Here is a 21,320-nt window from a genome sequence, read left to right on the forward strand (position 1 = left end):
GATCTATACTATTAACTATTATATTCTGTCCAATATCAGCCATGATTTTGGGCCAACTATACCATCAGGAACTATGCCGTTTTTTGATTGAAAGTTGCGCACTGCGGCTTCTGTTTTCGGCCCAAAATCACCATCTTGCTCTAAACGCAGCTTTTGTTGTATCTGCTTTACCAATCCTGCATCGTTATTGCCCCCACGGCGAATTGTGGCCCGGCCGGCTCTGCCATTTTGCGCAGGTTCAGTAGCGGGTATCATCCTTGGTGGGGGTGCATTGCCGTTCAATATATCTCTTACAGATGTCCTAAAACCAACCATATCAAATACAGGGTCGCTTTTACGGCCTTTGGGTAAGGCATATTCTTTATGCCCTGCACACCATTCGTGGCTTTGCCCAACATGTTTAAGTATGGCAGCTACCCCACGGTGATATGCATCAAGCTGTATCTCGGGCCAAGGGAAGTCGTCAGCGCCACCGGTATTTTCAGCTTCAATGCCAATGAAATTTGTGTTGCCATTTACTACACCATTCCAAATGCCCTGCCCGGCATGGAAACATTTGCCCGCAGCAATAATATAATAAGTACCATCGCGGCCAAGCCCAAGTTGCGATAACGGCCCCGGCAAGTCAGATCGTCCTTTAATTAGCGTGTTTAACGTTGGCATATTTCCATGCTTGCCGGGCGTCGCGGTGTGATGGCATATAACTCCAAATATACGGCCAACGTCGCCGTGGCCCCTATCTTCCCAACCCGGGCATAGTGATACTTTTAAACCGGCTTCCTGCAATACAGTGGGTAGCCATATTAATGATTTTGGCATATTTATACAACGCCTCCCTGCGTCGGTGGTAAATCTTCGTCGTTGGTTTTATCTGTAGCCTCTACATCACATCCATCAACTTCAGTATCATCATCTGCCACACTTGGTTGCTGCCCCTGCGATATTGTTGGGGTGGCAGCAACTGCCGGCTGAATAGCCGGAAATGCAACTACAGGTGCAGTAACTACCGGAGTTGTAGTTTCAGGTGTCGCAACTTGCCCCTTATTTACGGGTACTTGTCTGTCTTCAGAGGCTTCTTCCTGGCTTTTTTCATGTGGCTTAACTGTTGAACGGATAACCATTACCTTATTTAGAGTATCAAACCAAAATGGTGCGCCTAACGAAGCTGCAAGTGCAGTTAATAACCAGCCTATTATCCCTCCAAAGAAAATACCAACTAATGATTTAGTATCGGTATTGCTGCTGTTTAATTGCGCCCAACCAATTGGCAAGCCCAAGCTATTTAATTCGGCTTTGGCACTATCATAGGTTTGATTATCGGGCAAGCCTTGTTTGTTTATAGCCTCCGCTTTTTTAACAAGCATTTCGCGGGCGGTTTCATTCTTTGTAAGATAATCTGCTATGGTTAAAGCATTAATATTTAACCCGATAGATACTAATAATGCTATAGAGAAAATAATGATCTGCGTAGAACGTTTGTACCAGCCTGATACCCTGTCCATACCACTATTATACCAATCTTCGATGTTCGCCTGGGCTTTATTAAGATCGCCCTGGGCCGAATCAATAGCATTTATCAGCAGCCTTTGTACAGTTGGGCTGCCCAAATTTGCCACATTTTGCCTCAAAATATCAAGCGATATTACTGGTGTATTTGGGTCACTATTCACATCATTGGTTAATGGGCCGCGGGCGGCTATATCCATTATCGCTAAAGCAAAGTTTTTTGATGGAATATAGGAAGGCAGGTTGCCACCCTTGGCAAATAATGCCGGCGAACCGCTTGTTTTGCCGGGTTTATACCCTTCGGTAAATAATCCAAAAATAAGCGGGTGATTGTAAAGGTTTTTTGCCAGGCCGGTACCAGCATTATCTGCAAGTAATTGCCTTATACCATGTTCAAGATAGGCCGCCCTGGTTTTTAGCCAACCTTCTATCCCCTCGCGAACTGCTGTACAAATTATACTAACCAGTATAAATACAAAGATGATCCCAATAGCCACCTCAAGCATGTTTGATCCAAACATATTATTATGGTTTAAGTATTAAAATTGATAGATATGAATTGTTGGTATTTGCAGCTATTATGCCTTATAAATTTCCAAAGAAGGTGTATCAATTACAATAGCTATCAATAGCCATATTTAAAATAAAACAATGTAAATGTGCACCTTACATGTAAAACAAGGCAACAATAACGTTAATTAGTCTTTTGTTTTAATGCAGCCTTAGCGGCCTTTTTTATAGCATCTTTATCCAAGCCGTCAGGCAGGCTATCAACAGCAACATCAATTGCTTTTTCGGTACCGGCCTCTATGGCGTCACGGATTAATTCTTCTGCCTTTTCTCTTATCTTATCTGATAAAGGCAGCTTCTTTAATAACGGCTTAATGGCTTTATCCATTACACCATCAATAATAAAATCGCTTACACTGGTGTTTTTTTGCGGATTTTTTTTATCAAATTCTTCCACCCGTTTGCGGGCATCTTCCATCTTTTTCCATAAGGCGGTGCTATCCGGGTCTCGTACCGGCCCTATTGGGCCAGGGTCTGTGATATCTCCAATGTTGATCTTTGGTTTTTCAGGCGGCTTAGCAAATGTAACCTCCCTTTCAGGCGGCCGTAATTTCAGATCCATCCCAAATGATATTGGATTTTTTTGTACGCTGAACCGTACTTCTACCCGCCTGTTCCTGGGTTCCTGCACGTTATCTTTTGTTGGAATGGCCGGCGAACTTTCGCCTTTACTTTCGGTAGTCATAATTGCTTCCGGCACGCCTTCCTGCAGTAAAAAAGCCTTCACGCTGTCAGCCCGCTCCTGCCCAAGCGACACATTTTTCTCTTCTGTGCCAACCTTATCTGTATGCCCTTTAATGGTTACTGATGATAGGGAGAACTTTTGCAGAAAAAACAGGATCTGTTTAGCCGAGTAGCGTAACGTATCCATACCTTCTTTAGGTATCTCGGCACTACCCATTTTAAAGCGGCTTATTTCGGCCGATCCTAAAGCGCTTGCGAGTAATGGGGAAGCAGTGTCTCTCAGGTCAACAGATGGCAGTGGGGCGTCTTTATCAAGCGAGAGCGGCTGGCGCTGTATCATATTGTTTGATGCGCCCGAGCCAGATTGCTGCACTACGTGACTAAGTTCGTGAGCAAGCAGATGCTGCCCCCCAGCCGAATTATAATCAACATTTTTATTGAAAACTATATTGCTGCCATGGGTATATGCTTTAGCGTTTATAGACTCGGCAGATTGCGCAGCTTTACTATCATCATGTATCCGCACATTACTAAAATCATAACCAAAGCGCGACTCCATAAAACCTTTTGTATCATTTTTTAAAGGGCGCCCGCCAGATTGCAGAACTTCGTTCACTAATTTATTGGAACCGCTCCCTTCCTCCTTCTCTGATGTTGCTAGTGATGTTGCCGTAGAAAGGCCGCCCGCATTAGTTGATGAGCCCGTAACCTTATTAGCCATACTATCTGCCTCCTGCTCGTGTTTATCGCCGGGGGTGTTAATGTTTAACTTTTTTTGTACCCGGGCAGCAGATGCTGTTAATGTTTTTTTGGCATGAGCAGTATCATCCGCCCCTTTAACGGGCGCGTTTATCTTATCTGGTATTGCCAATTGCTTATACTCTTTCATAACTAAGATATCGCTATAATTAATTGTCAAAAAAATGACTATTACTTTTCTTTATTGGTTCATCCTAAAGGCGAACAACTATTTATAGGGCACAAATTCTTGCGGGATACCACGTTTTTTCATTAGTTCAAAAACCACTTCTTTTATTTCGGTAGGTGTAAGTAGTGTTCTGGGCTTACCTAACTTTACCGCTTTGGCTTTTTCTGCTGCTTTCAGTTCACGCATAACCAATTTATTATATTCATCCGCCCATTGTCTTCTGGCTAATTGCCAGTCTCCGCCGCCATGCTGTGCTTGGTGGGCTGCCTTATCAAGCTGAACTGTAAAATTGTCAATATCATCAGCACCGGTCATTCTGCGTCTTGTAAACCACGCCCTTTCCTCTTGCGGAAACACGTGATGTTTATCAATATTGAACAGACCTGTTCCCTGTGCACTACGATCCTGTATACCTTTGTTTCCCTCCTGCAGATCTTCAAGCGCTTCACCTTTTGCGCCAGGGGCACGGCTGTTCTCATCAAATCCTTTATGAAAATCTTCGTCCGATGCAAATGGCTCGCGCTTAGGTGCAGGCGCTTCTTTAGGTACATTGGAAGGATGCACTTTGGGTGGTGTAAGATCTGAAACCTTTGCAGGTGAAGTACGCACAGGCGGCTGCACAGCCCTCGATTCTAAGACAGTAGAACCAGCTTTTGGTACGGGTATATTACCTGCTATACCGGTATCTGCAACGGCCGCCTCCTGGCCAAGTTCCATTATCAATGCCTTCATCTTTGTTAAAAAGGCCCTTATAGCCTCAAACATCTCGCCCATTTCACCGGCAACTTTGCTTCCAAGCTTGCTTAACCATTCTAAAGCTTCGCCAACCAAACGCCCGGCCGACCTGACAAGCTCAACGGCCCCTGCTACTAACCTGGTTGATAAGCGCCCTACAATTGTTAAGGCTTCTTTAACAACGTTTGCAATAGCATCTGAAGCTACTGCAAGTATAACCTCAAAAAGTATCTGCCCTACAACCTTGCCCACATCCCTGCCATATTGAAACCAGGGTTCCTCTAAAAAGGCCATAGTTTGTGCAGCAACACTTTTACCAAGCTCCCTTACCTTAGCGAGAGCCATGTTGCCTATCGAGTCAAGAATCGCCTGGATCTGCTTCAGGTTCTCTCTTGGATTTTTCATAAACTTAGACACAGCATTTTTCATCTTCTGCTCTAAGCCCCCTCCCTCTGTCATGAAAGCCACAATGCGCGGGCCATATTTAGCAGCTAAATCAGGAAAGGTTACCGCCAAAAATTTACTTATCTCATAAGGTAATTTTATTAATGTGATAACAGCCTCAACCAAGCCATAAATTGACTTGCCTATACCTTCAATAATACCTAAAGCATATCCGCCTGTATACTTCACAGTATCTACAAAGCCCTGTTCAGTAAATTTCTTTTGTATCCGTTGTTTTTGTTCATCGGGCATAAACTTAACCCCGGCCAAAAAACCGCGCATAAACTCCTTTAAAACCAGCCATTGCGTTTTGCCTACTATCTCTTCTGCCCCGGCACCTACAATGTTATTATCCAGATAGCCCAACGAGATATCAGCGCCATCTTGCTCTCCTTCTTTACGTGCTACAAAATTGCGTTGCATACGCGTTTGCTGTATCACGTGTGTTAGCTCGTGGCCGAGTAACTTTTTACCTGTATTTGTTTGCGGATTGTATTGCCCGTTGCCAAACACGATATGATTAGCCGATGTATACGCCAAAGCATTAATTGAACGGGCAGATTTTGCGGCATTGGCATCTGTATGGATACGCACCTTTGAAAAATCATATCCAAACCTTGGTTCAAAGTACCTTCTGGCCTGTTGTGAAAGCGGGGTGCCGGAGCTATGAAGGCCATTTAAATAGCTATGCATGCTATTATTTACCTGCGGATGGCTGGTAGCGCTTTCCTTTCTTTGTACTTGTTGCTTCTTTTCATCTTCATCGCAATGGGAACATTTACGCTGTATAATAGGAGTTATTGGGGTAGAAACTTTTGCGGGCGCTTTGCTATCCATTTGCACAACACGTTCGGCCATAATATCCGCTTCCTGCTCAAATTTATCGCCGGGCGTATTAATAGTTAATTTGGTTTGAACAGATAGATTTGATGAACTGAATAGTGGAATACTATTAAAAGTAAAAGCAACAACAGGTTTTTTATTATCCCCGGGAGGAGTATCTGTAGGATGAGAGGCTAAAGGCTTAAATAATTTACCCGAAACCGGGGCGCCTTTTTTTGACTGATTTTTATTCTTTTCGTTTTGTTGATCTATGGCCGACGCTTTTAGGGTATCGGCTTTATTTTGTAAACCTGCTTTTTGAATAGTTGCGTGGGTTGACATTTTAGTTTAATTTGGCTATAGCCGCTATCGGCAGCTTACTATACCACTTGCCCTGCCGGCAGGTGTGGCTATAAAAGCATCTTGAGTAGTGCCCACCTGATCTACATTGGTGCAGCTATCTACATTCATAGCCCTCATAAAACCGTTAATAGTGGTAAAATCAGCAGCTCTTACTGTACCGAGTGCAATTGATGGGAAATTATGTGATGCTATGAAATCAATAAACCCTTTACCGTGGCTACCTTCATGAAACCGCAAGGTTGTGCCCTTCCATCTTACATCCTGGGCAGTTGTACCTCTGCCGTAGGCAGAAGGATTATCAACCGTACCCATGTTCTGAAAGCTTGTTTGTATAGTGACAACAAGTTTAGAAGGGAGTGTAAGAGGCGTACGGGTCCTGCCACTAACTGTAAAAAAGCCGGTTATTAAACCACTGGGGGCTAACGAAAATTGGAATGAAGATGTAGGCAGGTTTGTTCTGAATGAGGTAGCATTACCCCTACCTCCGCTCGTATCAGGCAAAACAATAACATCCACATTAGGGAAGCTCATGGTGAAACCACCCGCGCTGTTTACAACCGCAGCATCGGGCACTGGTGTAGATGTTTGCGTTTGCGTATGTAAAAACTGCTGGAGCTTGGTGGTTGTTTCGCCTGTTTGGGCACTTAAATTTTTAGTGTCTGTTTCCTTTTTTAATTTATCGGCAGTAGAAAGCCCTCTTAAACGGGTATTCGTTTTCGGGTCATTTAAATCGGCATCTGTAAGCCTGTTAGTATCAAACTTCCAATCGAGCAAGGTCTCATTTGCTGACCTTACAATTTCGGTCTTTCCTTTATCATCTCCGTTTATGTAGGCAATTACCTGGTCGTTCTTAACAAACTTACCCATATCGGTCAGCTTTTTAAGATAGCTCTGCTGTTCGGTACCGGCTAATGCCTTTAATTTAGCGGTAATTTTATCATTAGTAAGGTCTTCGTTATCTATGCGAGCCTGTTTATACCTGTTGTCATCTACCTTTTCTATTAAAGGCACCAGCATTGCTTTCCTTTTCATTGGGTCGGCCTCGTCCCAATAGGCTTTACCAATTATTGCTATGTTTCTATCGTCGGTATCAATATTGGTAACGTTCCCCATTGATGAGCCCGAAAACTTACGCCCATCTTTTGGGAAGAACAGATGTATATCATCCCAAAACTTTTTTGAAGGCGCCATGCCTATGCTTTTATCGTCCCACCAGTTGGCCACCTTTGGGGCCGGCGCCCGTTGTATAGTTTTGCCCTGGCGCTGTTGTATAACATGCGTTAATTCGTGCCCCAATAACTTTTTACCGGCATTACTTTGCGGTGCATATTGCCCGCTGTTAAACACAATATTATTGCTTGTTGTATAAGCCAGGGCGTTAATAGATCTGGCCGACTGTGCAGCTGCGGTATCTGTGTGGATGCGTACTGTTGAAAAATCGTACCCGAACCTTGGTTCAAAGTAATTTCTGGCTTGTTGAGGAAGTGGTGCGCCTGAATTGTGAAGCCCTCCCAAATAACCATTCATGCTATCATTTATCTGTGGATGGTCGGCATTGCTTTCTTTTCTTTGTAGTTGCTTTTTCTTTTCTTCCTCTTCGCAATGCGAGCATTTACGCTGTACAACAGGTGTTATAGCGTTTATTGTTTGTGGCGTTGCAAGTGAACGGATATCCATCTTTAGTACGCGTTCGGCCACAGCATCCGCTTCCTGCTCAAATTTGTCGCCGGGCTGGTTAACTGATAATTTTGTTTGAAGGTAATGGGATGAGTTGCTAAATAGCGGGATGCTATTAAAACCTTTTGACGCGGTATATCGCGGGGAAGACGGGCTTAGTAATTTGCCCGGATCAGCCACACTCCTTTTTGCCTGATGCGTACCCTTTCCAGTATCTTTTACCGCCGAAACGGTATCTGTTTGTTTTTCAAGCAATGCACGATCTGGCATATAGGGGAACTAATTATATTATAGTTTTTGTACAACAATCAGGCTTTTGGCTTTATCTATTTCTATATAATCACCTGTTGAAAGGGTTTCATTAACAAAGTTCATTACTCCGGGGAAGTAATCTGCATAATCATGGAATGCTATATAACCGCCGGGGCTTACCCATTTGGCAAAGTGATTAAAGTCGCGCGAAACGTTCATGTAATCGTGCATGCCATCAATAAACAACAGCGATATGGGCTTATCCCATTTAACATTAAAAGAGTAATCTTTTATCAGTTCAACCTGGCTGGTAAGGCCTTGTTGCTCAATATTTCTGGTAAATGATTCAAGCGTTGGTTCAAGCTCTTCTATTACCTGGTCGGCATCGCCAACAACCCCTTCATGCGGGTCAATAGCGTAAACCTTAGCACTGGGGAAATAGGCTTTTACAACGCTACCAAAAAGCACGGTAGATTTCCCCTGGAAACTCCCTACTTCTACAATTGAATGCGGCTGTGGCAGCTCAATACATGCTTTAAGGGTTGCTGACAATAGCAGATCTGCTTCGGCCTCGTCCAGCCAACCCATTATATCTTTAACTTTTTTAAATAACTCAAGTGTAGATAACATATGGTTTGTGGGTTTATTTTCACACGTGTATTTATTGTAATTGTTAAACTGCTGCCTTATTTGCGTACGAATAGGATCGTTATACTCGCGTACAACAGGATGTATCCAATACGCATCGGGCCTGTTAAAAGCATCAATTACTTCGGCTGAGGAGTAATCTTTTTTGTATTGCACAAAATCATAACTATTAGGGTTTGCTTCTATTTTAAAGCCAAGCAAGGCTGTTACAGTTGGCAGTACCACCTCTTCGGTAGCCCATATCTCCGACTTTTGCATGATCTGCCGAAGCTGATTATTGTTTCTGAATATCTTTACCAGCTCCTTTACTGCATCTGCTGTAAAAACCGTTGACGGCCAGAACGACCAGTGCAGGAATTTGCTTTCGCCATCTTTAAACTGATTTAAAAGAGGTTTCCACAGATCGTACTCTTTAAAGGCTTGTATAGAGGTGTAGACATGAATATCATTTTGTGTAATACGTTTAGGCAGGTTGGAGAGTACGCCCACGTTTTTTAAAGGATACAGAAATTTAGCTATCTGCAGGCTGTGGTTCGGCCGCAGGCAAAGCTGATCAGAATCTACTATGGTTATAATATCGAACGAAAAATTTTTCAGGCTGAACTCCATGCAATCCAGCGCAAAACTGTGCAGGTAGCCATACTTTATTACTTTTGAATTAGGACAGATAACAGCCCCATATTTTTCGTATGGAAACCCGCTTGAAAACAGTTGCTTATTTTCCCCTCCGTTATATAGCAAAATAACAGAGTCGGGGTCATGGTAATAAAGGTTTTTGACAAGATCTATTACACAGTCTTCTCTCTCGTGTACGCAACAAGTATATATATTTTTAAGTGGCTTTATAGTTCCGTTAACGTATTGGGTAATGTTAATATCATGATGTTGGATAGGATGTGCTATTGAATGCCCGTTATGATGATATCGATCAAAATCATAACTCATTATGCTTTTGATCTCATCTACTGATGAGCTTTGCCACCATGGGCCGTCGGTTTGTTTGGGGCTAACGTTGCTGTCATGGATCAGGTGAACGGCAATACTGCTATCGGGCAGTGCGGTTATTTTATCCTCGCTTGTGCCCCAAACAAAATAAGCGTCCATCCCAACGTCGATGTCCGCAAACTTATTTTTGTTCCACAGTTCCCGCGTATAGCATAACGAACTACCTAACAGCCAAATCCGTTGATTTAATGGATAGGTATAAGTATGTGCAGCGTGGTTACGTATATCATAATACAACAACCTGTTTATACCACATACATCAACAGCATGGTTATTTAGCGCATTTACCTGGTAAGTAATACGATGTGCGGCATACCAGTCATCATCATCCCAGTTGATCAGAATATTCCCTTGCGAATATTCGCAGGCCATGTTTAACTTGGCGCCAAGGGTTATCTTTTCATCAAGCTGGTAGTAACGGATATTATTGGCTTCAGGAATCAGATCTTTTATCTTATCTGTGCCGTCGTCAATTATAATTAGCTCCTTGTTCGGATAATCCTGCCGTAAAAAGTATTGAATAGCATGGGGTACAAATTCGCGTCGGTTATAGGTGGGCATGATACAGGAAACCAAGTTGATATTTTTCTCGGGTACCATGTTCAGGTCTTATTAGTATGATTATTTTATTCTTCCTTCACCGGGGTTTTGCAATCCGGTTCCGGTTATGCCTTGTGTTTTTATCAGTTTTGAAAATGAATCTGATGTAATTATGTTTTTCATTTCCAGGTGATCTTTTTGCAGCGCTTCCATCTGTACTTTAAGCTGGTTTATCATTGCATCTTTTGCTACCGCCTCTTGTTTGGTTACCGCCAGTTCATCATTAAGTTTTGTAAACTGCTCGCGCGTTACTACGTCAGTTGCCGGCACTTCGGCTGAAGGCACCTGGGTTGACGGGGTTTGTGGAGCAGTATCTTTCACAATTGTATAATACTTTACCTTTCCGTTTTCCTGATATAGATTCACCTTTTGCCCGGCCGCAACCTTTATTGGCGCTGATGTAAGAATTTTAAATGAATCTGAATTGAGTGTAGGGTTATAAGGCAATACTTCTTTTACCTCTACCTGCTGGGCTTGTAAATTAGTTGTGGCGGCGGCAACATCCTGCCCATAAACGGCGGCGGTATCGGTTGTTGGCTTAACCCTAATAGGGGGTATGTCTGCAGTTTTAAACGTGTTAGATAGCATATCGGTGAAAAACCCAAATGGCATAGAAGCTTTTTCTTTGGTTTGATTATAAGCCCCCTTAAAATCCGACTGTTGTACAAAGGTCGCCGCTCTTAAAACCTGTGTCGCGTTAACACGATCTTTGCCCACCGGTCGTTCGGCACGTACTTCCTGCCGGAGATAGATAGTTACATCATCTTCGCTTTGTGTGTTCCAGGTAACCGAGTTATCTGTACTGGTATAGGGTTTACCCTCTTTGAGCACTTTAAACATAAGTGCAGGCGGGGTTTCAAGGCCCAATTGACCCAGATCCAGCATTGTACTAAACCGACCGTGGTCATCTGTTTTTAAAGTGGTCATGGCGCTTTGGAAGCGCAATGATTTATCCCATACCTCAACAGTAACACCTGTTACACCGGTATTGGTTTGGGCATCTAAAACCTGCCCGGTAATATTTAGTGAACTCATAATTACAGTTTATTATAATTTAAATACATACTATTTTATACAACTGTGCAGCAGAATTTAATAAAGGCTTGTTTTAACACCGGCAGTATAGGGACAGTTGACATCCAATACTCTACCGATGGGAACGATTTTACATATTTACGCTTACTGAAGTTGCATATATGATATACCTGCCTGTTGCGTATTTCTACACTACCCAGGTAAACCTTGTTGGCTTCGGTACATTGCGGGCAATCGATAAGAAACTCTTCGCAGAACCCGTCTTTCAGATATTCTATCAGGTGCTTAAAGATATCCTTATAAGCTGCAAGTACATCATCACGATAATAGGCAAGGTCTAAAGGTGGATCAGTGGTATAATTTGGCGCTTGTGCAGCAAACGTAGCTTGTATATCAAATACGGTTAAAGTGTTCACCAAAGTATTAAGCACATAACCTTTTTTATTAAAATTATTTACTACAATACCCATTGGGAATAATTGTACCGGTATCCTGAATTGCGGATAAAGCTGCAGCCCGGCGCCTGTAGCCGGGTTACCTAATGACACTCTTATCACTTTAAACTTATCTGCCAGTGTAATAAGCAGATCAAAAGTATTAGCTATCGGTAAAAGCGCCAACCGGAAAATCGAACTGGCCTCCAATACCAATGGATTGATCAGTGCATTGGTGTTTTGGTCAAAACCACCAAGCACATCTGCACCTGCAGCATTAGTACCGGTAACATATATAATTTTGTTAAAAAACAGCATATCATTATTCCCATTTTCACCGCTGAAAGTGAAGAACGAATCATTAACAACAACCCCCGGAACACTGATATTAAAGATATTTACGCGACTAAAGGCCGTACCTCCGCTGGTGCTGGCCGCCGCAAATGCAAACACACCGTCATCAGAAAAGGCAAGCAAACCGGTTGGGTGGAACCCTTCTCGTACCGGGGCACAAGCAAAGGCTGCCGTGCCTATATTAGTTAGCTCGTATAAACCTTCATTAACTGATACGGCATATATCTGGTTGCTGTTAGGCCTTATGGCCAGCGTTACAAACTTTTTACCGCATTTTGGCGATGTGCTGGTCCATATATGCTGGCCAGTTGCATCAATAGAAGCAATTGCGAAGTAAGAATCATTATTATCAATTACTCCAATGGCATAAAGCGATTTGCCATCTGCCGAGATGGCGATATCTGAAACCACAACATTGGTAGTAGATGGGAAGTTAAGTATCTGCGCAACTTCATTAGTTTTTAAATTATACACGGTTATGCTATTACCAAAGCCGCAGGTGTAAGCAAAGCTGCCGCTTGGGTCGAGCTTTATTTTATTGTAAAACTTAAGCGGAGTGCCAAAAACAGTATCTAAACCGGCATCAAGCGGATAATCTGGAAATTGTTTATCCTGATCATACATGGCGCAGAAAGTAGAGCTGGATAGCAATTCCCTTAGCTCGTTAAAAAAACACCATATCAGCTGGTCTTCATAAACTTTCTCATCGGTATTTGCGCCGCAATTTTTGGTTATATCCCTTTTACCCTTTTGCCCCGAAATATATGCGTATGACCCACTTGCCGAGTTTATTAGCTGGGCAAATAGATTGATCATGGCGGTAAGCCTGCGTTGTTCTACAGGTACAGGTACTTGTTCGGTTAGCGAGAAGGATAACTGCTTTTTAGCGAAAGTAATAACGTTGAGTATATAATCATCAAAAAAGTCTTTTAGTAACGAGTTTTCTAAAACCTCTTCCCAAAAGCTCTTTTGAACATACGCTTCCAACGCTATAACCGGTGCTTCTGAGCCTTTTGCCGATATGGATAAACACACTGTTCCGCTACCGGTAGCATCTAATAGATTAGCTGCAGCGGCCCGCTCAACCAGATCGTAAGCAATACTACTTTTGGTTTGGACAATATTCCCCTCGCAATCAATAGCATAACCACCACTTATATTTACCTGCTGCCTGTTAAAGCCACAGCTCACTTTAAGGCCACATACAACGCCGTACCCATGCATTAATTTATGGTGCAGGCGCAGATCGTTGGCGGCACATAACAGGTCTAAGGCTTCCTGCACATTATCAGCATTGCCCAGGTTGCAGTTATTGTTGTTAAAACTAACATCCTCAGCGCTTATATCTGTTAACGATGGAAACAGGTTACGGCAATCTTCCAATACAGATGCGCTGCCGTTTATCGTCAACAGGGCAAGCCTGCTATATTTATGGTGGATGCCAATTGGCAACTGCTCAACCGGGTTTAGGTTAGGTATTTGATAAGGAGGCCATTCCACCTCGCCGGTAGCTGTTCTGGCGGGTATAAGCCAGTAATTGCTTGCTTTATAGGTACCTCCGGTAAATTTTACCTGTATCCCGTCTTCAAGGTCTATCCAGTTATTGGTAGCCGTAACTCCATTAGCTGATGCTGAAGGCCCTGATTGATCCCAGCGGCGCAGCTTTTTATTTGTGCGGAAACGATAGGGTTCAACCGATGCTGCAAAGGTTATTTTACGTGTAGATGGTACCAGATCGGTTATTTGCATCAAAGGATTTGGCTTACCTTTAAGGGTAGATTCATCATCGATAATTTCTACCCAATCCCCAATAGCGAAACCAAGCATAGTATCTTTACCTATCGAAGAAACGATTATAGAACTTCCCGAAATATCATCAATAGTACTTTCTACAGATGCATTATCGCGCGACCATTTAAAAGTAACATTACCTGTGGTGTCAACATTTTGCACCTCGACACGATACAGCTGATTTTCTAACCTGCGATAGCCCGAGCTTGGCGGTAACAAACAAGGATTAGCATCAGTAGACGCCCTGTTAGTTTGTACATTTAGCTTGCCGGTACCCGGTGCTATTAATGCATTCCACTCTTCGAACGGTGTTTTGCAGGAAACATCTGCATCTTCTGCCGCCGCTACCTTTAAATACTTTACCTGCCACACGCTTTGCAGGCGGGTAGTTGTATCAGCCTCGCCAAGGGCAACTTCATGTATCAGCGGGTCATCCAAATGGTTTATTTCCCGTTGCCAGGCATCTAAATAAACTATGTAAGCCCCATTAGGCAGGTTCAAAGAATTAATGCCTTCTACAGGGCTTGCAGGCGATGCTATAGGACTGCTAAGCGGGCTGCTTATAAAAAATGAGGTATCTGGATTGGGGTAATACGGCTGCTTTAAATATGTCGTAATTTCAGGGGCATTATCTTCCAGCTCGCAAAGCAAGCCTTCCACATATATCCTGCCCGGGGCAATTTCAATATCAGTACCACTGGCAGCAATACTAATATTAAAGCCGTTATTTTTTTTAGGTACCCCCGAGGTACCTATCACATCAATAGCTTCGGTAAGCGTGCGGTACTGTTCTATGTCAAGCTGTTCATTCCAGTCAGAATCAAGCTGTACCCGCCCCTGTTGCATCAGGACTCCCCTGTAATGCTTTTTCTTATTGAAGATTTTACGAGAATAGTCTCCTGGCATTGTTATTCCTCCTGATTTAGATTGGTTTATGATGCATATAATATCCCGGCCTCGAGCCCAAAACGCAGATATTCATCTAAGCGGGCTTGAAGGTTTTGTTCGCGCTGCGGCTGATACAAATTGTGGAATACGCCTATTTCTGCCCCCTCATCAGCGCCTTGCTTTATTTGTTGGGCACAATATTTACTTAGTTGACAGTAACCCGCGTCGCCGTATTTTTCGCTGGTAAATACCGGTTTTACGGTTGCAGCAAGCTGTGCCGTCTCTGGTTGGCAATGGTATAAACGCGGCAATTTTGAACCTGGTGGCACGTATGAAAAACGGATACATCCCTGCTGCAAACGTTCGGCAATAACTGGGCTTGCCCAAGTATCTGCGGGTAGTAATTCTGAATTGAATATGGAGTTGGATGCGTTTATAACCATTGCATAAACCTTACCCGTTACCGTTGTATTTATTAAACTTAATGCTGCTCCAAAACCTGATCCTGCCAATCCGCTGTAAACAACCCCGGTTGGATCTGCAGCATCGGCAATGCTATTTTCCAGCGTTATATCCGCACCATCAACAGAGCGGACAGACCCGGTAATGGATGACTTGACATTAATAACCGTATCCGGTAGCTCAATTATCAGTGCCGGTACCGCGGCTTTTGATGCCCTTGTGCCAATTACCGGGACGGGCCCGGGCGCAACAGTGCAATGCTCTATCACTAAGGAATGCAGCTTATTAGCGCTTGCATCTGCTTTTTTAAGTGGAATTTTTAAAGCCCCTCCACTAAAAATGATGCCATTTACTGAGAATATGGCCTCATCCCCTCCTTCTATAGAAATATCTCCAGTCAGCACCAGCAGGGGGTTAAACCCATCGGCAGCCCGCAGTTCAATTTTTTTCTCGGCAGCTATTTTCACTACCGGTGTTTCAAAAAAGTAAGCGTTGCTGTGTATCTCTACAACGCCGCCTGTCAAGGTCAATGCATTAAGGGCAGCCTGAATAGTTGGTTGTTCCGACGGTACTTTTATTATGTTTTTTAGTTCAGCATCAAAGGTTTTGCCCCTGCTGTATTCGCCGCCACCCATTGCTGTACTAAAACCCGAAAAGTAATTTACTTCAACCTTGGTAGGTGCATTAGCTACCGGGAAAGCCAGACGACCCAAAACCGGATCGATAGTTATTTTATCTACAGGCGTGTTGGCCCAGCCTATCACATTACCACCAGGATCGAGCAGGTCGCTCAGGTCACAAACCTTAACAATATCTGCTAAGGCAGGCGGTATGCCATCTCCGGGTAAAACAGCTATGTCATTTTTATAAACCAGTATGCTTTTGTTTCCATCGCCATAAAAGGCATCCAGATCAGTTAGCATATTGCGCCCAATGGGCATAGCAACATTTCCCTCATTAGCAAGGTGGGTAATAATAGCATCTGTTTGTGGGCTATTGTATAACGGTGCATCAAGCCCTAACCTGTTAAATTTATATCGGGTTGCATCGATCCTGTAAGCGGGTGATTTGGTATGCGCGTAACTGTTTATTCGCCACAACCAAACACCTATGTTCTGGATATTGTATTTGCCTCTTTTGCTGGCAATATTTCTTACATCGGCGGTATGCGCGGTTTTATCAAATGGTTTATCAATTTTTTCATGCGTGTCCCATGCGCGGATACTGGCCACCGATAAGTTTTCGGGGCGCAAATGGTTTAAGTATTGGGTAGTAGCAAGCAGTTGAAAATATTCTACAACGCTTGCGTTCCAACCGGTTACGTCACGTGCTAATTGCTCTAAAACGGCGGCTGTACCTTTGCGCCTGCGGTATGAAAGTGTATTGGCTACCTGCGACCGCTGACTAAAATCGGCATCGGGATAAACATATAAACCACGGGCAGCCACAAGGTCTCCAATATAAGGCACAACCCATTCTGCGCAGGTTTCAATAAACTGATCATCATAAAGCTGGTCAAAGTTATCTTCCAATACGGCTATCTGATCGGCAATTATACTAAGCAACGCTTTTAACGGCCCTCTCTGTTTCTCGTCAAGCAAACTGCGAAGGTCGTCGGCCTCAAGGCTGTCCTGGTTTATAATGCTACTAAGTTCCAGTGTTAACTGCGCAATACTTGCCTTATCATCTGCGGTAAGTACCTTGACACCAAATTTTGTATCCCGTATCCTGTAAAAGGCGGGTAAAAGCTGGTAGAGCCTGTTTACATCAAAACTCATAACATTTGTGTTAATTGAATTGGTCGTGGATCAATGGTGAGCAGCTCGGCAGGGACAATTTTATCATCACCTTGGCCGGGTCTGGCCGATTTAAGTAGATTATTCAACGCCAAACTACTCTCTGTTCTATAAAGTTTATCAAGGTCGATAGCTACAACGCCTTCAACCTTTTGCATTGCGGCAATAACTTCGCTTTGCGAAACCAACTGCCCTAACTGCCTTTGCTTAAACGAGAACCTATCCCTTAAACAGGCATCAACAGCATTTAATACATTTTGGGCGATGTATGCCGGGTCTATTTGAACTTTTGCTTCGAGCCGGAAGAATACAGGCTTAAACGACCTTACGGCAATAGGCACATTGGCATCGCCTAAGTTTAACAGGGCGTTTGTTAAGTTCGTGGCAAGGTCATCACTCACCAACTGGCCATTTGAACCGGCTACGGTGATGCTCACACCTCTTTTTTGCCCAAACCACGCCCATGTGGCCAGCGCTTTATCAATCCCGGCAAAAGCGCGCGAAAAATCTTCATAATCCTGCAGGGATACTATACGGCCAAGGGTGTGTATAGTTAAAGTAGCATTGGCTTTTGCGTCATCAATTTGCTCAGCATCGGCAGCGCCACTTGGTGCCAGCATATTGGTAACCTCTTTAACACCCAAAGGCCGGGTAATTAACTGCGATAATTGGTTAGCTTTTACCAACCCGCCAAGGCCTATCCCTTTTCTGTATGTTGCCTTAACATTATTTTGCCCTCTTGGTAAGCGGGAGCCATTTATGCCATCGCCAAATATGATGGTAGTGGTAGCATCGTCATTTAGTTGGGTCACATATACTTTATCAGTAGATGCACAGCCAATAAATGAATCTGTTTTTAACCAAAGAATATCGTTTACCCTTATTTCGAGGGTTGATTTAGCACCCGATGCGGTATCAGCACTGATGTAAGTTAACGGGGTTTGCTTTAAGGTGAATTTCTGGAAAGCTTTAGATGTATCGCCACTGCCCAACACCTCTTTAACCGTTTCACCATTTGTTGCGTAAGCTATATTGGCATTTATATATACGGTGCTGCGCAAATACTCATTTTTGAGAGACTGCTCAAAAACAAGGAACGTAAGCCCGCTTTCAATAATTATATTTTTGATTATCAGTAATTCTGTTGAGGTCACCCCGGGGATATCTGCACGCTTGCCGGTAAGTAAAATTGTTTGGCCAATGGCCAGTTTCATATCAAGCGTTTGCAGTTCCAGCTTATCGCCGGTAACAACCTCGTCTATCTGGGTTTGGGCAAGCTCAAGTTTTTCGCTTTGGGCATATACCGCCAGGTCGCGCAAAGGAGCAATATCTCCCGCTGTATTAGTATCATACCAGCCTATGTTCCATGGAAATTTCACCAGTGTAGTTTTAGAACTTAACCCATAAGCTGTTCTGGACCGCTGATAGACCTCACTAACCTGCGATGCATCGGAATCTTCGATTGCTACATCGGGTTTTTGCACTGCTATAAAGCTATTTGGCAATATGCCGTCATAAGCGTTATCTAAAAATATCCTATCCTGCTGTTCAGCGTCAATAGGCCATTCTTTCCATTCAACTGGTTTTTTTGGAAGAGTACCATCATACACCACCTGCTTTAGGGCATTGTATCCAAATACCGAAACCCGTTTACGGAATACATGTACACTAACATCATTTTCCTCGGCTTTGCTTTCAGTTATCTTTTTTACACCAAGTAAAAAATCGGTTGTTGGCCATCCCTGGGTTTTGAGCAGGGCAGACAGATCTTCTCTATTCCAGGTACTGTTTATGATGTTTTTAATAACATTTTCGTCAAGTGTCAATTTATCCGGAAAATCAGTTATTGAACCATCTACAACCGGCTCCGGCTGCTCATATGGCGGCATAGCGGCTGTTGTATCCAGATCTGCCCATGTAGTTTGGGTACCCACATCTAAGTAAATACTCAACACTTTGCGTAATCCCGGCTTTTTGGGATTATCGATATACAAAATATCGCCTACTTTAAGGTCATTGCTCAGCCCTTTAAAAACTATCCTATTTGTATCCCTATCCGGCTCCTGCTTTTGTGTTAGCCTTGGCTTTAAAGCATTCCATTCGGCACGGGCATATATCTCTTCAATGGTTTCAAAGGTTTGGGCTGTTTCATTAGGCCCGGGTACGCTTTGCACCTTTGTACCGCTTTCAATTAATACGGGCGGCAGATCTACCCCCGAATTACCGGTTATAACGCCTGCGGTTAAAGCGCCCGGCAGGTCATCCAGCTTAAACGATAAATAGGTGCTTGCAGCAACACCCGGCCGTAGCTCGTAATCAATTAAACGGGCAAGTTCCAGTACGGATAACCGCTCGGTAGCTGTTTTTAAATATGATTCGTTTGCAATTCGCTCCTGATAAAAGGTAAGCACATCTGAAACAACCGACCATGAATCGAGCAGGGCTATGGTGAAATCACTATCGTTTCTGGTAGATAGATCGCGCAGGGCGGGCTGCCTTGAAAGTGTTAGCGCGGCAAGCAAACTTTGCTTAAAATCGTCGTGTATACCCGCACGATAAGCAATGGCATTTAACCCGGGCCGGTTATAAACAGTAAGCGGTGTTTCTGGCGATGTGCCGGAACAGCAATTGCAGGTATCGCTCATTTTCTACCTCCGTTTATTATAAGGTTAAATACACCCCTTTCAGGGAAATTAGGATTATTGTCCAATCGTGCAATTTCGAGCCGGTTAATAAAAAGTTTGCCGCTATCAATAGCGTCTGTTAAAGGCTGGCCCTGGCGTTGAAATTTAATAACATTTACTGATGCTACACCCGGTATTTCCTGTGCCGTTGCATATATATTGCTCAGGTAAACCGTTTGTCCGAATGTGAAATTATCCGGGTGGAAAACACCTTTCTGTCCGTTAGGCAATATCCTGTTACTGAAGGCTTTTAACAGCTCGGCTTTTACGTCGGATGCGAAATAGGTATCCTGTATACAAACGTTTATTTCTATATCTAAAGAAACGTATACAGGGCCATTCACCTCCAGGTCTATACCAGCCATTCTGTATTTTTCAAGTCCGCTTCGCAGATCAGTTTCATATTGCTCATCAACATCATAGCCGCCCATGCGGTCAACGGATATAAAATTGGTATGCCAGCTGCCGGTCCACCGGGATGTGGCAGCAGCGCGCTGAATATCGGGCATGCTGCGCTTTGCCATTTCTTCATAATCGGCAGGTAATACCGCTCTTTCCTGCACCCTAAAAGTTTTAGGGGCTTTAAGCCTCACCTCTTCCATGCTTTCAGGGTCGGTACCGCCGGTTGCAGGCAAAAGATTTGTAATTTTTAATATAGCCGCTTTATTATTCAGAATAGCATTATCATTTGTGGCAATATGCGCAAGCACATCTGCACCTATATTACCACTTGTGCCATTACCTATGCGATATGTTGCTGTAAACGCCGAACCCGCTTTTGGCCTTGCGCCTAATATGCCGTCGCCAAACCGTATGTGAGCTACCCCGTCAGACTCCATCTCCACTACAAATTCTTTAATTTGCGAATTGCTTTCGAGCAGATCGTGTTGCGGAAACCATTGGCCGGTAACTATCGGCGCATCCGGGTCTTCAAACTCACTAAGTAGTATTTCCGGTTTAATAAATCCGTTCAATTTTCCGGTTACCAAAGTAGCAGGAGTTGTTATATCAACGTTATTATATTCAACGGCAAAGGTTAAAGGCCCTTGCTTTAGGTGCGGGCGGTAACGTGGCAATATCAAGTCAGCATCCTCATGTTTACAATGATCTGTTTGCTGATCAGTGGTCGCTACTCTGGCCAGTGGCGCCCTTTGCGGATAAAGAGAACTTTCCTGTGCATCCTTATACGTAAGGCCATGATCTGCCAAAACGATGTTGCCAAGTGCTACACTTACATTGGGTATATAATCGCTGTTTACCCTTGATGATATACACAATGAAAAAGGTAAAGCGTCGAGCGTATTCCAACTGATCTCGGTAACCGGCTGTTCTCCATTAAACAAAGGATCTTGGGATGGAGTTACGGCAATTAGCCTTACCGGGTGCCTATGTTTGGCATCAGCATCGCCGATGGCGCCTGTTTTTGGGCCAAGTACTTCTGCCAGTATCAATATATCACCCACCTTAAGGTTAGGGTAACTGCCTGCTAAAGTTGCCGAGGCTGTTCCTTTAGGCAAACAGCATTCTTCTTCTCCCCAGGTGTAAAAATTAATGGAATTATGCTTGCTATAAAAAACAGTATCGTGCAATAACTCAAATACCTGCGCACCCTCGTAAACCGCCTTCTCAAACTGAGGGCCAT

General features: G+C 43.6%; 11 protein-coding genes. All 11 read right to left on the reverse strand.

Annotation, left to right across the window (positions count from 1 at the left end):
- Positions 1–18: 18 nt before the first annotated feature.
- The gene (locus JWQ85_RS14030) at positions 19–819 is read right to left on the reverse strand and encodes an N-acetylmuramoyl-L-alanine amidase (RefSeq protein ID WP_299468988.1); all 801 of its coding nucleotides are present in this window, start codon (positions 817–819) and stop codon (positions 19–21) included.
- 2 nt (positions 820–821) lie between these two features.
- The gene (locus tag JWQ85_RS14035; RefSeq protein ID WP_299468990.1) at positions 822–2,027 is read right to left on the reverse strand and encodes a hypothetical protein; all 1,206 of its coding nucleotides are present in this window, start codon (positions 2,025–2,027) and stop codon (positions 822–824) included.
- Between the two features lie 173 nt (positions 2,028–2,200).
- Complete coding sequence (locus tag JWQ85_RS14040; protein ID WP_299468992.1) at positions 2,201–3,649, reverse strand: DUF4157 domain-containing protein; 1,449 nt, start codon at positions 3,647–3,649, stop codon at positions 2,201–2,203.
- A gap of 78 nt (positions 3,650–3,727) precedes the next feature.
- Entirely contained in the window at positions 3,728–6,031 is a 2,304-nt protein-coding gene (locus tag JWQ85_RS14045) for a DUF4157 domain-containing protein (protein ID WP_299468994.1), read from the reverse strand.
- Positions 6,032–6,055: 24 nt separating this feature from the next.
- Positions 6,056–7,999 carry a DUF4157 domain-containing protein gene (locus JWQ85_RS14050; RefSeq protein ID WP_299468996.1) on the reverse strand — a complete coding sequence of 648 codons (1,944 nt, stop codon included), beginning with the start codon at positions 7,997–7,999 and terminating at the stop codon, positions 6,056–6,058.
- Between the two features lie 18 nt (positions 8,000–8,017).
- A complete protein-coding gene (locus tag JWQ85_RS14055) occupies positions 8,018–10,234 on the reverse strand; it encodes a glycosyltransferase (RefSeq protein ID WP_299468998.1) in 2,217 nt (738 codons plus the stop codon).
- 21 nt (positions 10,235–10,255) lie between these two features.
- Positions 10,256–11,269, reverse strand: coding sequence for a hypothetical protein (locus JWQ85_RS14060; RefSeq protein ID WP_299469000.1), 1,014 nt, complete (start codon positions 11,267–11,269; stop codon positions 10,256–10,258).
- Positions 11,270–11,304: 35 nt separating this feature from the next.
- Positions 11,305–14,754, reverse strand: coding sequence for a DUF6519 domain-containing protein (locus JWQ85_RS14065; protein ID WP_299469002.1), 3,450 nt, complete (start codon positions 14,752–14,754; stop codon positions 11,305–11,307).
- A gap of 26 nt (positions 14,755–14,780) precedes the next feature.
- Positions 14,781–16,976 (reverse strand): hypothetical protein, encoded by a 2,196-nt coding sequence (locus tag JWQ85_RS14070; protein ID WP_299469005.1) that lies wholly within the window; start codon positions 16,974–16,976, stop codon positions 14,781–14,783.
- The gene (locus JWQ85_RS14075) at positions 16,973–19,639 is read right to left on the reverse strand and encodes a baseplate J/gp47 family protein (protein ID WP_299469007.1); all 2,667 of its coding nucleotides are present in this window, start codon (positions 19,637–19,639) and stop codon (positions 16,973–16,975) included. Before JWQ85_RS14075 ends, JWQ85_RS14070 begins: the two co-directional genes overlap by 4 nt.
- A partial coding sequence (locus tag JWQ85_RS14080) for a putative baseplate assembly protein (RefSeq protein WP_299469009.1) occupies positions 19,636–21,320 on the reverse strand: 1,685 nt, incomplete at its 5' end. The genes JWQ85_RS14075 and JWQ85_RS14080, both read right to left, overlap by 4 nt.

The sequence above is a fragment of the Mucilaginibacter sp. genome (assembly GCF_028288105.1).
GTDB lineage: Bacteria > Bacteroidota > Bacteroidia > Sphingobacteriales > Sphingobacteriaceae > Mucilaginibacter.

Coding starts and splice junctions, on each gene's coding strand:
- JWQ85_RS14040 (WP_299468992.1), bottom strand. CDS start 3,649: ATGAAAGAGTATAAGCAATTGGCAATACCAGATAAGATAAACGCGCCC.
- JWQ85_RS14075 (WP_299469007.1), bottom strand. CDS start 19,639: ATGAGCGATACCTGCAATTGCTGTTCCGGCACATCGCCAGAAACACCG.
- JWQ85_RS14045 (WP_299468994.1), bottom strand. CDS start 6,031: ATGTCAACCCACGCAACTATTCAAAAAGCAGGTTTACAAAATAAAGCC.
- JWQ85_RS14060 (WP_299469000.1), bottom strand. CDS start 11,269: ATGAGTTCACTAAATATTACCGGGCAGGTTTTAGATGCCCAAACCAAT.
- JWQ85_RS14065 (WP_299469002.1), bottom strand. CDS start 14,754: ATGCCAGGAGACTATTCTCGTAAAATCTTCAATAAGAAAAAGCATTAC.
- JWQ85_RS14035 (WP_299468990.1), bottom strand. CDS start 2,027: ATGTTTGGATCAAACATGCTTGAGGTGGCTATTGGGATCATCTTTGTA.
- JWQ85_RS14070 (WP_299469005.1), bottom strand. CDS start 16,976: ATGAGTTTTGATGTAAACAGGCTCTACCAGCTTTTACCCGCCTTTTAC.
- JWQ85_RS14030 (WP_299468988.1), bottom strand. CDS start 819: ATGCCAAAATCATTAATATGGCTACCCACTGTATTGCAGGAAGCCGGT.
- JWQ85_RS14050 (WP_299468996.1), bottom strand. CDS start 7,999: ATGCCAGATCGTGCATTGCTTGAAAAACAAACAGATACCGTTTCGGCG.
- JWQ85_RS14055 (WP_299468998.1), bottom strand. CDS start 10,234: ATGGTACCCGAGAAAAATATCAACTTGGTTTCCTGTATCATGCCCACC.